Source organism: Pectobacterium sp. 1950-15 (genome assembly GCF_037136835.1).
Lineage (GTDB): Bacteria > Pseudomonadota > Gammaproteobacteria > Enterobacterales > Enterobacteriaceae > Pectobacterium.
The window spans coordinates 73,141-86,875 of sequence record NZ_JBBBQR010000019.1; the positions used below are offsets into that span (position 1 = coordinate 73,141).

10 protein-coding genes are annotated in these 13,735 nt (G+C 48.9%); 6 read left to right on the plus strand and 4 right to left on the minus strand.

Translation table 11 applies throughout. The features are described 5' to 3' along the window. Positions 1-11 precede the first annotated feature (11 nt). The 3 genes from recO to acpS all read left to right on the plus strand — a co-directional run bounded on the left by recO (position 12) and on the right by acpS (position 1,941). Positions 12-749, plus strand: coding sequence for a DNA repair protein RecO (gene recO / locus WCT94_RS18155; RefSeq protein ID WP_181845597.1), 738 nt, complete (start codon positions 12-14; stop codon positions 747-749). 80 nt (positions 750-829) lie between these two features. Further along, a complete protein-coding gene (gene pdxJ / locus WCT94_RS18160) occupies positions 830-1,561 on the plus strand; it encodes a pyridoxine 5'-phosphate synthase (RefSeq protein WP_336870854.1) in 732 nt (243 codons plus the stop codon). Next, a complete protein-coding gene (gene acpS / locus WCT94_RS18165) occupies positions 1,561-1,941 on the plus strand; it encodes a holo-ACP synthase (RefSeq protein WP_015841240.1) in 381 nt (126 codons plus the stop codon). Before pdxJ ends, acpS begins: the two co-directional genes overlap by 1 nt. An 18-nt stretch (positions 1,942-1,959) precedes the next feature. On the opposite strand, the gene WCT94_RS18170 is transcribed toward acpS, so the two are convergent. Continuing rightward, positions 1,960-2,220 carry a YfhL family 4Fe-4S dicluster ferredoxin gene (locus WCT94_RS18170; protein ID WP_336870856.1) on the minus strand — a complete coding sequence of 87 codons (261 nt, stop codon included), beginning with the start codon at positions 2,218-2,220 and terminating at the stop codon, positions 1,960-1,962. Positions 2,221-2,689: 469 nt separating this feature from the next. Here WCT94_RS18170 and pdeH point away from each other — a divergent pair, with 469 nt between their 5' ends. Together pdeH and WCT94_RS18180 are read left to right on the plus strand one after the other, a co-directional pair. Further along, positions 2,690-3,481, plus strand: coding sequence for a cyclic-guanylate-specific phosphodiesterase (gene pdeH, locus WCT94_RS18175; protein WP_336870859.1), 792 nt, complete (start codon positions 2,690-2,692; stop codon positions 3,479-3,481). 787 nt (positions 3,482-4,268) lie between these two features. Next, positions 4,269-5,783 (plus strand): sensor domain-containing protein, encoded by a 1,515-nt coding sequence (locus WCT94_RS18180; RefSeq protein WP_319850544.1) that lies wholly within the window; start codon positions 4,269-4,271, stop codon positions 5,781-5,783. A 43-nt stretch (positions 5,784-5,826) separates the two neighbouring features. On the opposite strand, the gene WCT94_RS18185 is transcribed toward WCT94_RS18180, so the two are convergent. From WCT94_RS18185 to WCT94_RS18195, 3 genes are all read right to left on the minus strand, one after another. Then, the gene (locus WCT94_RS18185; RefSeq protein ID WP_336870860.1) at positions 5,827-7,188 is read right to left on the minus strand and encodes an HlyD family type I secretion periplasmic adaptor subunit; all 1,362 of its coding nucleotides are present in this window, start codon (positions 7,186-7,188) and stop codon (positions 5,827-5,829) included. Then, positions 7,175-9,448 carry a type I secretion system permease/ATPase gene (locus WCT94_RS18190; RefSeq protein WP_336870862.1) on the minus strand — a complete coding sequence of 758 codons (2,274 nt, stop codon included), beginning with the start codon at positions 9,446-9,448 and terminating at the stop codon, positions 7,175-7,177. The genes WCT94_RS18185 and WCT94_RS18190 overlap by 14 nt, the downstream gene beginning before the upstream one ends. Before the next feature lie 78 nt (positions 9,449-9,526). Beyond that, positions 9,527-10,879 (minus strand): TolC family outer membrane protein, encoded by a 1,353-nt coding sequence (locus WCT94_RS18195; RefSeq protein WP_336870863.1) that lies wholly within the window; start codon positions 10,877-10,879, stop codon positions 9,527-9,529. A gap of 390 nt (positions 10,880-11,269) precedes the next feature. Between WCT94_RS18195 and WCT94_RS18200 the strand changes: the two genes are divergently transcribed. Continuing rightward, a partial coding sequence (locus WCT94_RS18200; RefSeq protein ID WP_336870871.1) for a retention module-containing protein occupies positions 11,270-13,735 on the plus strand: 2,466 nt, incomplete at its 3' end.

Below are 13,735 nucleotides of genomic sequence, written 5' to 3' on the forward strand. Positions count from 1 at the left end.
GGTTTACGCCGATGGAAGGCTGGCAGCGCGCATTTGTCTTACATGGGCGACCTTATAGTGAAACCAGCTTATTGCTGGATCTGTTTAGCGAAAGCGATGGCCGCGTGCGCGTGCTTGCCAAAGGTGCGCGAGCCCGTCGCTCTAGTCTGAAAGGGTGTTTGCAGCCTTTCACTCCGCTGCTGGTGCGCTGGAGCGGTCGGGGAGAAGTGAAGACATTACGCAGCGCTGAGCCTGTTTCGCTTGCGCTGCCGTTAACGGGGTCTATGCTTTATAGCGGTTTATACGTTAATGAGCTGCTGTCTCGCGTGCTGGAACATGAAACCAACTACTCCGCTCTTTTCTTCGATTATCTCCACTGCTTACAACATCTTGCTGCACAGGATGCATCCCCTGAACCGGCATTAAGACGCTTTGAGTTAGCATTGCTGGGCTATCTGGGATACGGCGTTGATTTCCTACATTGTGCTGGCAGCGGTGAACCTGTGGCAGATACCATGACCTATCAATATCGAGAGGAACGGGGATTTATTGCCAGTCTGGTGGTCGATAACAAAAGCTTTACCGGGCACGAGTTACGTTCGCTGGCATCGCGTGAATTTCCTGACAGCGGTACACTGAAGGCGGCAAAGCGTTTCACTCGTATCGCCTTAAAGCCGTATCTGGGGGGAAAACCGTTGAAAAGTCGTGAACTGTTCCGCCAGTTTGTTCCTGCTGCTAATTTGTCCAAACCCACGTCTTCTGATAAATAATCCCCTTTCCTCTGTACCCTGACGCTGTGACATCGGTGTAAACTGCCCCGTAACGTGCATGACTTTACCGAGGATTTATCATGGCTGAACTGCTGCTTGGCGTTAACATCGATCACATTGCAACGCTGCGTAATGCGCGTGGAACGGCGTATCCCGATCCTGTTCAGGCGGCGTTTGTCGCTGAGCAAGCGGGAGCGGACGGCATCACGGTGCACTTACGTGAAGATCGTCGCCATATCACGGATCGTGATGTGCGGATCCTAAGAGAAACGCTCCAAACTCGCATGAACCTTGAAATGGCTGTCACAGAAGAAATGCTGAACATTGCCTGTGAGGTAAAGCCGCATTTTTGCTGTCTGGTGCCGGAAAAACGCCAGGAAGTGACCACTGAAGGCGGGCTGGATGTCGCGGGGCAGCAGGAAAAAATCAATAACGCGGTTGCCAGACTCAGTCAGGCTAACATATTGGTTTCGCTGTTTATTGATGCGGATAAACGGCAAATTGATGCCGCTGCTGCCAGCGGTGCGCCTTATATCGAAATTCATACCGGGGCGTATGCCGATGCGCCAGATGATGAAGCGCGTCAGCATGAATTCGAGCGCATTCGTGATGCGGCGACTTATGCTGCGGCGAAAGGGCTGAAAGTCAATGCCGGTCACGGTTTGACGTACCATAACGTTCAGCCGATTGCGGCACTACCGGAAATGCACGAATTAAATATCGGGCATGCGATTATCGGACGTGCGGTGATGAGCGGACTGAAGGATGCCGTTGCTGAAATGAAGAGTCTGATGCGGGAAGCGCGTCGCTGATGGCGATTCTTGGACTCGGAACGGACATTGTCGAAATTGCTCGTATTGAAGCGGTGATTGAACGTTCAGGCGAGCGACTAGCTCGCCGCGTTCTGACGGATGCTGAATGGGCGCATTATCAGCAGCATCAGCAACCTGTCCGCTTCCTCGCCAAGCGCTTCGCCGTGAAAGAAGCGGCGGCAAAAGCTTTCGGTACCGGAATTCGTAACGGGCTCGCGTTCAACCAGTTTGAAGTTTTTAATGACGAACTGGGCAAACCCTGTCTACGATTTTTTGCTAAAGCGGCAGAGCTGGCTGAACAGATGGGCGTCAGACACGTCCATGTGACGTTGGCTGACGAAAGACGCTATGCCTGTGCGACGGTGATTGTCGAAAGCTGACCGTCTGTAACCGGATGCTTAAATCCTGTCGGCATGGTGCATGAGCACATATTTTTCCCACAGTTGTTCATTACCTTCAACGTAATTTGGATCTTTAACGATCGTGTTGTCGATCGGACAGACTTTCTGACACGTCGGTGTGTCATAGTGGCCAACGCACTCCGTACAGCGAGTGGTATCAATTTCATAAATGTCCATGCCCATGGAGATGGCCTGATTAGGACACTCGGGTTCACACATGTCACAGTTGATGCATTTATGGGTGATGAGTAACGCCATGATGTTCTTCTACCTTACAAACAGGGCGCAGATTATACCCGCTGGGGCTCGTTTAAACACGCGTAACCGTCATTGGTAGAGAATATACTGCCGAATCGGTTCCGGTTGCTTTTGACGTGCTCTTTTTCCGGGCGGTTGGCTGTGGGTTTTGTGTGTTCTCCGGTACCCTCAGCATGTCGCTTATTGGTTGCATAAATAGTGAGGTTACAGGGTAAAATTACCATCTGTTCGTTAAATTGGTTTCATCCGCATGCTTTAGACTATATGAATCAGCCAGTGCGACTGTGTTTTTTGGGTTTTAATTTATTGATTTACAATTTAAATAAATTTAGTTGTGATATTGAACCACTTATTTTTGTAATATCATGGACATTGATTTCATCGGTATTGCCGATGAAGTTTGCATCTGGAGAGTCGATGATGGTGCATGTCCGTATGATATAATTTTATAACTAATAGTGTCAGTTTAATGGCGGAACTCATAGTGCAGCAGGAAGGTCATCTTAATCAGGTTGGGGCAGGATTTTTCCAACAGGGAAGCGAGGAGTCATTAAGCGCTGATTACTGGCATAAATGTCAACGGCGGTATACTTTTCAGCCAATTTATCGAACATCAGGTAAATTAATGGCTATTGAGCTACTGACTTCCGTTTTTTCTCCTACCCTGCCGCAAAAATTTATCTCTCCTGAAAAATACTTCGCGAATATTGATGTTCAAACCCGCCTGTTAATTATTGTAGAACAACTGCAACTTTTATCTGAGTGGAGTTTTCGATTTACTCGCGACGATCTTTTTGCCTCCGTCAATATTGATGGTATGACGCTACTGGCGCTGCAAAATAATCTTGAAGCCAAACGCCTGATCGCGGCAATGCCCTGGATTCGTTTTGAAATGGTCGAAAATCAGGGAGGGCTGCCAAAAGAAATATTAACCAAACTCCCTGAAGCGCAAACACTGTGGTTGGATGATTTCGGCTGTGGCATGGCGAATTTTTCATCACTGATGCTGGCTCAGTACGATTGCATTAAAGTGGCGCGTGAGCTCTTTATTCTCCTGCAACAGAGTGGCGAAGGGAAGACCGTGTTTCCTGCGCTGATCGCCTTGCTATCGCGTTTTTGCAACTATGTTGTGATTGAGGGGATCGAAACCAAGGAGGAATGGGCAATTGTTCAGGCATCGCATGCTTACGCCGCCCAAGGGTACTATCTCTCGCGGCCTCAGCCATTTGAGAACTTTGAGGCACTGAAGCTCGAACTTTAGGTGGTAACCTGTTGTTTAGGCTATCACTTTTTGTATTAACGCACTGCTATATGTCCTCTCATTCTTTCCCGCCATATTCATTCATTATACTTCCTAATATGTCATTGCCGTACAAAATATCGCCTCTTCAGCTACTCAGTGTCCACCTCTAGTCTGCAACGTGTAATGCTGCATTTTGTTTTATTTTTGTTGTTTAATTCTTGTTTTATTTGTTATGACAGTGTTTAATTTCAAAGAAATGATAAGGGGAGCGACTGCTGATTTTGCATCAAATTATGACATATATAATCAAACGCTTGCGTTAATGATTTTATTTTTTTCTTTTAATTATTTGATTTTTAATGGTAAAAAAATATAATGTTTACTGTTAACGATCAAAAATCATTTTGTGATAGATTTTGTTGATTAAAACAATGATACTTATTGGTATAATTGATTTGCTTACAAAAAATTGATGTTCAGAATATATCGCCATGTACCCTTAGGAATATTCTTTTATTCCATTAGAGAAGCTTATAACCCGAACAATTACTACTATTAAATTAAGATACTCTTTTGAATTTGTTGTTTTTATCTGCGCACAGTCATATGCGAGGGCTTTATGCTGACGTTGCTATGTTTCTAAATACTCCTGCTTCATGGAGCGTTTTTTCTTTCATCCTTTCTGCTCTCCGGAAATGCACCAGTCCCGAAAATCGACGGGGTAGGGGTTTGTTACCGGGATTTTTCGTCATCAGCGTTGTGATTTGTACGATCAGGACCACTCGGGCCTGAGGAGAGTGTTATTGTGTATGAAATTATAATAACCCTACTATTGCTATTGTTATTGTTTTCTTCTGTAAAAAATAGAAAAATTAAACAAAAGTTTAGAACTGAGCAGAAAAAACAAGATTTTCTCAACATGACTTTCTTTGCAATGGAATATAGTCCTGCTTCAATTATGATCGCAGATGAAAATTGTGAAATTATTTACGTCAATCGTCAGTTTATTACCATGTCAGGCTATATGCCGGATGAGGTTATTGGCAAGAAAACGAATATATTAAACTCGGGTATGACTAACGCCAGCGTCTATGAAGATCTGTGGTCTACCATAAATAAAGGTAATGTTTGGAGTGGGGAGTTCGTTAACCGGCGTAAAGATGGACAGTTGTATTGGGAAAAGGCCAATATCGTTAAAATATATAATAAGGCGAGTAACACAACCCAGTATGTTGGTATTAAGTTAGATATCACGGAACGAAAATCGCAGGAACATCATGATAATTCATACAATCGTGCGCTGGAGCTGTTATCAAGCGGCGCGCCGCTGAAAGATATTCTTGATGCGATTATTTTCAGCGTCGAGGAAAAAAATCCTGGTCGTATCGTTTGCTCTGTTCTGCTGGTCGATAAAGACAAAAAATGTCTGACGCTTGGGTCGGCGCCGAGTTTGCCGGGCTTTTATAAAAATGCCATTCACAATGTGAAAATTGCCGATGGTGTGGCTTCTTTTGGTACCGCTGCCTATACCGGAAAGCGCGTCATTGCCGACGATATTTCTGTCCATCCGCATTGGTCGTTATATAAAGGGCTCGCATTATATGCCGGGCTGCGTTCCTGCTGGTCTGAACCTATCATCGGTCAGAACAAAGAAATATTAGGTGTTTTAAGCGTTTACCATCGCAAAGTATATGTCCCGACCGAAGAGGAAATCTTCTCTATTGAGAAATCGGCACAGCTGATTGCGATCGCCATAGAGCGGTATCATGCCATTGATATGCTGCGGCGCAGCGAGGAACACTATCGTCAATTGGCGCACTATGACTCATTAACGTCATTGGCTAATGGCCTGACGTTTGCCGAGCAGATGGAACAGGCGATTCTGTTATCCAAACAAACGGGCAGGAAAATCGCGCTGATGTTCCTGGATCTCGATAAATTTAAACAGATAAACGACTCGTTCGGACATGCTGTTGGCGATTTACTCTTGAAAGAAGCGGCGGCGCGTATGCGCGGTGCGGTTCGCGATTCGGATACGGTATATCGCCGCAGCGGTGACGAATTTATTATTCTGCTTCAGGGTATTAAGGAAATTGACAATACGCTTTATGTTGCAGATAAAATTCATAACGCCTTGAACAAGCCTTTTGAGATCGATGGGAAAACGCTAGATATATCATGCAGTATCGGTATTGCGTTGTATCCAGAACATGGTACTGACTCTCTGACATTGGCAATTAATGCCGATTCTGCCATGTATCAGGCTAAAGCCATGGGACGCAGTCAAACTCAGATTTATCACAATATGAACGATCATTGATAAATGGAATATAAAAAAGGCGCTCTGTTGGGCGCCTTTTTTATTATCTTTCTCGTAAAGCCTCTGCTTTTGCCCGAATAATCGGCTTTAACAAATAGCTGAGGATCGTTTTCTTTCCCGTTATTATATCAACAGAGGCCACCATGCCTGGAATGATAAGAAGTGGTTTATCGGCTGAGCCTAAATAATTCCTATCTGTCCGTAAACGAATAATATAAAAGCTGTTCCCTTCTTTATCGGTTACGGTGTCTGGGCTGATTTGTTCCAATTGGCCTTTTAAACCGCCATAGATGGTGTAGTCGTAGGCCGTTAATTTTATTACGGCATCCTGACCTGGGTGCAAAAACGCAATATCCTGTGGACGAATCCTGGCTTCTACCAGCAGGTTGTCGTCCAGTGGCACAATCTCTACCAGATCGCTACCCGGTTGAATCACTCCGCCGATGGTATTCACCAGAACCTGCTGCACGATACCGCGAACAGGGGAGACGACCAGCGTTCTGTTTACCCGGTCTTCGAGTGCTTTACCCGTGGCTTCGATTTTGTTCAGGTTGGTTTGTGCTTCACTTAACTGAGATAACGCTTCGCTTTTATAACGGCTTCGCGTTTCCTCTATTTTATTTTCGCTCTCTTTAATCGCAGATTCCGCCCGAGGAATCGAAAGCTTGATGGAATCAAGCTGGCCACGGGTTTCGACCTCTGCGCGACGCAGGCGTAAAACTTCTACTTTAGAAATGGCGCCTTCCGCGATCAGCGGTTCTGACATTTTAATTTCTTGTTGGAGCAGGCCCAGACTATTGCGGAATTGAATTTCCTTGGCAGAGAAATCTCTCAGTTCCTGGTGACGCTGGATCAACTGCTCTTCCAGACCGGACACTTCATTGTGGAGTTGCTGGCGGCGGCTGTTATACAGCTCTTTTTCGCCTGCCGCGATTTTAGGCGCTTGCGTCGTAATTTCTTCTGAAAGCACGAGCTCCCGATCGTTGATTTCGGCGTTCAGGCGCTCAATGCGTGATAGCAGTGCAAGCCGATCGGCCTCGGTTTCACCGACGTTGGAAGCAAAACGCGTATCATCAAGGCGCAGCAAAGGATCGCCTGCATTGACGACCTGACCTTCACGAATGAACACTTCCGTGACAATGCCGCCTTCCAGGTTTTGGACTTTTTGCAATCGGGAGGAGGGGATGGCTTTACCGTCACCCCGGGTGACTTCATCGATATTCGCCAGCCCAGCCCACAAGATGAAAAACAGGAAAAAAGCGCCGATAGCCCATAGTGTGAAGCGAATAGAACGTGGCGAATCCTCGGCCATTGCCCGGCTCACTTCGGGCATCGTTTGCAGGCTTTCCTCATCCCCACCGACAAAATACCGTTTGATTCGTTTGATATATTTACCGAGACGCATTGATCTGCCCCTTCTTCAACGCATCCATCACGATCGCTTTCGGTCCATCCGCGATAATTTTACCTTTATCGACGATCACTAAACGATCGACCAGCGCCAGCATGGAAACCCGATGGGTAACCAGTAAGAGCGTTTTCTCCGCAATGACGGGGGCCAGAGCCTGCTTCAACCGATCTTCACTGGTGTTATCCATCGAACTGGTGGGTTCATCCAGCACCAAAATCGGCGGATCGAGCAACAGCGCTCTGGCTATCGCGACAGCCTGACGCTGCCCGCCGGAGAGTTGTTGGCCACGTTCACCAACCTGAAGGTTATAACCATCCGGGTGCAGGCGAGCAAATTCGTTCACTCCTGAAATCTCTGCGGCTCGCAACATCGCTTCGTCTTCGACATAGCGTGCGCCGCTAATCAGGTTATTGCGCAGTGAACCACTAAACAGCTGAATATCTTGAGGAACATAGCCGATATTGTGGCGTAAATCGCTGACATCCAACTGACGGGCATCGACGCCGTCGATCAGAATATTACCGGTATTAGGCTGGTAGAGGTTCACTATCAGTTTTTGCAGCGAGCTTTTTCCTGAACCACTGCGGCCAATAACGCCCACTTTTTCACCGGGAGCGATGGTCAGGCTGATGCCTTGTAGCGAACTGGTTTTTTGCTCCGGGTAATTGAACGTCACATCGCGAAATTCGATACCGCCCCGGATGCTCTCGCGCTTCAGCGGACGTTCGTTATCGCTACGCTCCTGCGGCAACTGCATCATCTGTTCGGTAGTTTGCATCGTCAAACGCGCCTGCTGGTAGCGGCTAACCAGACCAGACAGTTGACCCAACGGCATAAGCGCTCTGCCGTTTAGCATGTAACAGGCAATCAGCCCACCCATACTGAGCTTACCGTTAATCAGCATGTAGACGCCGACGACAATCATGGCAACGCCGGCAAATTGCTGGAACCACTGCGTCAGGTTTACCGCCAGTGAAGACAGCGCCTTGGCCCGCATTTCCAGTTTGCTCAGGCTGCCAATAGTTTGTTCCCATTGGTGCTGACGTTCACTTTCCGCGTTATTGACCTTGATTGCATCGAGGCAGCTCAACGTTTCGATCAGCGTAGCCTGCCGTTCGCTGGCAAGGTGCATCGTTTTTTCAATAGTGGCGGACAGCGGCTTTTGCATCGCCCAACTGGCCAACAGGGCGACGGGGTAGGCAAGAATGGAAACCCAGACCAGCGGGCCGCCGATGATGCCGATAACCAACAGCAGAAGCAGCGTAAAAGGAAAATCGATCAGCGTCGTTAGCGTCAGTGAGGAAAGGAAATCTCTGAGCGATTGAAATTCATGAATATTCTGCGCAAAGCTACCAACCCGTGGTGGCCGGGCCTTCATCGACATACCGGTAATGCGTTCAAATAGCGTAGCGGAAATAATCAGATCGGTTTTTTTGCCCGCCATGTCGAGGCAAATGCCGCGCAGCGTTTTGAGTATCAAATCGAAAACAAAGGCGCCGGTAACGCCGATAGCCAGCACCCACAATGTCGCTGTTGCCTGATTGGGCACAACCCGATCGTAGACATTCATCACGAACAACGGCGTAGCAAGCGCGATAATGTTCACCAGCAGCGTGGCGAGGATGGCGTCGAGATAGAGTGAACGTGAAAGCTTAAGCGTATCCTTGAACCAGGATTTGGTACGGGGGATCAGCGACGGATTTTGTAGATCGAACTGGTGACGAGGCTGGGCGAACATCACCAGACCCAGATAATTCTGTTGCAGCGTGTTGTGCTCAACGGAAATTTCCCCGCCTTCTGTTTCGCTGGGCATCAGGCGTGCGCTGCCGTCAGCATTCCAGCCTAGCAGAATCGCTGCGCGTCCCTCTCGTAACAGCAACATTGCAGGGAGTGACATCTCGGAAATTTTATTCAGAGAACGCTTGAGAACGCGCCCTTGAAGCCCAGCGCGCGCAGCGGCTCTCGGAAGCAATTTTACAGATAACCGCTGGTTGGCTAAGGGAAGCCCTGCGGTGAGAGTGGTACGGCTGACTGATTTTCCCTGCAAGGCACAGAGGATCAATAAGCTATCCAATAACGGGTCATCATGACGGCTGCGCGGGTCACTATTATTTTCATGAACGCTGGGTTCATGAGTGACAGGTGGCCCCTGAACAGCCGTCGATTCATGAACAACAGTAGGTTCATGGACGATAGACTCCTGGGCAACGGATTGATCAGAACCCTGAGTCTCTTGTACTGAATGCAACTTCATTTAACGGAACGTTCCCTTACGCAACGTAATTCCTCGCATATAAACCATAATTTATCGCCGTCTGACCAATGAAATATATTAATTAAGGCTCGGCAACTCTGCGAGGGGGGTTACGTTTGTCAAGCTGGTACCGGCATCAGGGGCTGGGATAGCCAAACGATGTAATAACTCTCCCATACGTGATGCGATCCGGTATTCGGTATAGAGGGAGGTGAAGCGAACCTCGACCAGACGGCGTTGTGCGGTGAACAGCTCGTTTTCACTGTCCAGCAGGTCCAACAGCGTTCTTTCCCCCAGGCCAAACTGCTTCTGATAGGCAGTGCGTACTTTCATACTGCGGTCGGCATATTCAGCAGCGATCGGCAGCTGTTGGCGAGAATTGTTTAACGCTGACCAGGCTAGCTTTAGCTCTTCGCCCAGTAGGCGCAGGGCATTATTTCGCACATCCTGCGCTTCTTTTACCTGATAAGCTTTTGATTCCATGTTGGCCTTGCTGCTACCGCCTTCATACAGGTTGTAGCGCATCCGCAACATTGCCTGCCACTCATTGTTTTGGCCGCGCGTTCCGTCAACGTTGTTATCCATCGTACGAGAGAGTTCAACGTTGAGGCGTGGGTAAAACGTTGACTTTGAAGCCTCATATTGCTGCTGCGTGGCTTCAATATCTGACTCTGCGGATTTCAGCGCCGGGCTGTTAGCCAGCATGATGCGCTGGGCTTCTTCCAGCGACGCGGGGAGTTTTATCGCAGAAGCATCGGGCATCACCAAATTATCCGGTACTTTACCCACAATGCTCATGTAGTTGATTTTGGCATCGTCCAGATTGGTTTGTTCTGTCAGCACGTTGTTACGCGCTTGCGCAAGACGTGCTTCGGCCTGATCCAAATCGGCCAGTCGGCCAACGCCTTGTTCGCTACGCAGCCTGATTTGATCGTAAATACGCTCGTGGCTTGCCAGATTGGCTTCCGCCAGACGAACAAACTCTTGGCGTTGCAGAACATTGAGATAGACCTGAACCGTATTTAACGCCGTCGACTCGCTGGTATTTAATACTTTATAGGCGCGTGAATTGACCGTGGCGCGTTGTCTGCCAACCTCGCTTGAAGTGGCGAAACCGTCAAACACCGTCTGGCTTAGATTGATGCTCGATTCCTGACGGCTGAGTTCAACGCGTTTATTGATGCTGGCTCGTGTTGAGGGGCTATCAGTTTCTTCGCGGCCAACACCAGCACTCAGCGTGATGGAGGGAAGATACCCGCCTTTTGCCGCACGCAAATCATGCTCGGCAGAAAAACGACTGTTAATGGAGGCGCTCACTTCGGGATGGGTATAGAGCGTGCTTTTAATGGCTTCCTGGATCGTCTCGGCATACGTCGCTGTGGAAAAAACGGTAATAAAAGGTAATAAAGCAAAATAGTATCTACGCATCATCAGCAGTTTTCCTTCACAAAAACTTTATTTGTGATTATTCCTATTAAAGTGTTTGAGTGTTATATAAACGCTTAACGAATTGATTTGCTTTTATTCCTTTTATATCAATATGTTAATTTCTTTTCCTAAATCGTCCAGAGCGAAAAAAATAGGGATTACTCTAAATGAGTAAAGTTCTGGAAAGAATATTCTGAATTTTTTATTATATCGTGCATTGAGTCAAGCGTTTGACGCATCACGACAACATTATCGTAACGCTTTTTTTAATAAAATGTCAGGACGACACACAGCAAATCAGCCTTATCAGGATGATAGCAAAAATCTATAGCCGCAATATCGCCACATTATAAAAATAATTATAGATATCAAGGAGAAAGTATTTTGAACGGTGTGATTGGCGTCATTAAATTCGTTATTGGACAGGTTTTTATCGTCGCGCTTGATGGAAGCCAGAGACTGCTGGTTGCCGGCGATCGGGTTTACAGCGGTGAAGAGGTCGTGACCGGTGCTAATGGCGCGGTTTCAATCACATTACCGGATGGCAAAACATTGGATCTGGGGCGTGATAGCCGCTGGAGCGATGTCAGCAATGCGTCTTCTCAGAGCAGTGCAGATGTCGCCAATGATGTCGCCGCGATACAAGATGCTATCGCTCAGGGGGCCGACCCAACACAGGTGCTGGAAGCCACTGCCGCAGGTAATGACGACACCGGAGAAGCGGGTGACGGCGGCGGCGGGCATTTCAATCCAACGGTCGTTTTGAGCTTGACGGCCGAAGTGGTTACTACCCCGATTGGGTATGATACCGCCGGCGTCTCGTTTACTGACAGAGCCTCATCTGTGCTGGATGGGGTCGATTCATCCACGCTGCTGACTGCCGCCGCGGATACCACTGATACCACACCTCCCTCTGTCACCATTGTCATAAACAGTGACGGCACAATAAGTTTCGTTTTTACAAAACCACCCGTTGGTTTTGACCTTACTGATATCACCGTAACAAACGGCTCAGTAAAGAATCTGGTGCAGGATCCTAACGATCCCACTCGCTGGACGGCGACATTAACGCCTGCCGCAAATTTTGAGGGCGAAGTTCGGGTCAGCATTCCAGATGGCAGCTACACTGATGCCGCAGGCATCCCTGGAACAGGCGGAAGTGAAGCAGTAACGGTCGATACTTTGCCTCCTGTTGCCTCAATTTCAATTGATGATGTCACGTCCGATAACGTGATTAACGCGGCTGAATCCGGACAGACGATTGCCGTCAGCGGTAAAGTGGATAACGACGTCAAAGCGGGCGATGCGGTTACCGTCAAAGTCGGCACCGAGACCTACCAGACCACGGTGAATGCCGATGGTAAAACCTGGAGCGTGAATGTTCCCGGCTCTGTACTAGCGGCTAATGGTGATGTGAGTGCTACCGTCACCACCCGTGACACCGCAGGCAACGCCACCACGGCCAATACCAGCCACGCTTATGGTGTCGATACGGTTGCGCCAACCGCGTCGATCTCTATCGATAACGTCACGTCCGATAACGTCATCAACGCGGCCGAATCCGGTCAGACCATTACGGTCACCGGTAAAGTCGATAACGACGTCAAAGCGGGTGATGCGGTTACCGTTAAAGTCGGTACTGAAACCTACCAGACCACCGTCAATGCGGATGGTAAAACCTGGAGCGTGAACGTTCCCGGTTCGCTGTTAGCCGCCAACGGCGATGTGAGCGCGACGGTCACCACGCGCGATGCAGCAGGCAACACCACCACGGCCAATACCAGCCACGCTTACGGTGTAGACACCGTTGCACCAACGGCATCGATTACTATTGACGATGTGACGTCGGATAACGTGATTAACGCCAGCGAATCCGGCCAGACCATTGCGGTCACAGGCAAGGTTGATCACGACGTCAAAGCGGGCGACGCGGTTACCGTTAAAGTCGGCACCGAGACCTACCAGACGACGGTGAATGCTGATGGCAAAACCTGGAGCGTCAATGTGCCGGGCTCTGTGCTGGCGGCGAATGGCGATATCTCTGCCAGCGTGACGACACGCGATGCGGCAGGCAATATCACCACCGCCAATACGACTCATACCTACGGTGTCGATACCGTTGCACCAACCGCCTCGATTACTATTGACGATGTGACGTCGGATAACGTGATTAACGCGGCCGAATCCGGTCAGACGATTGCCGTTACCGGTAAAGTGGATAACGACGTCAAAGCGGGCGATGCAGTTACGGTTAAAGTGGGTTCCGAGACCTACCAGACGACGGTGAATGCGGATGGAAAAACCTGGAGCGTGAACGTTCCCGGTTCCGTACTGGCCGCCAATGGCGATGTGAGTGCGACCGTCACCACGCGCGATGCGGCAGGTAACGTCACCACCGCCAACACCAGCCATGCTTATGGTGTCGATACGGTTGCGCCAACCGCCTCGATTACTATTGATGATGTCACGTCCGATAACGTGATCAATGCCAGCGAATCCGGCCAGATCATTACGGTCACCGGTAAAGTCGATAACGACGTCAAAGCCGGTGATGCAGTTACTGTTAAGGTCGGCACCGAGACCTACCAGACGACAGTGAATGCCGATGGTAAAACCTGGAGCGTCAACGTACCGGGATCGGTGCTGGCCGCTAATGGTGATGTGAGTGCCACGGTCACCACGCGTGACGCCGCAGGTAACGTCACCACCGCGAATACCACTCATGCCTACGGCGTGGATACCGTTGCACCAACCGCCTCGATCTCTATTGACGATGTCACGTCCGATAACGTGATCAACGCGGCTGAATCCGGACAGACGATTGCCGTCAGCGGTAAAGTCGATAACGACGTCAAAGCC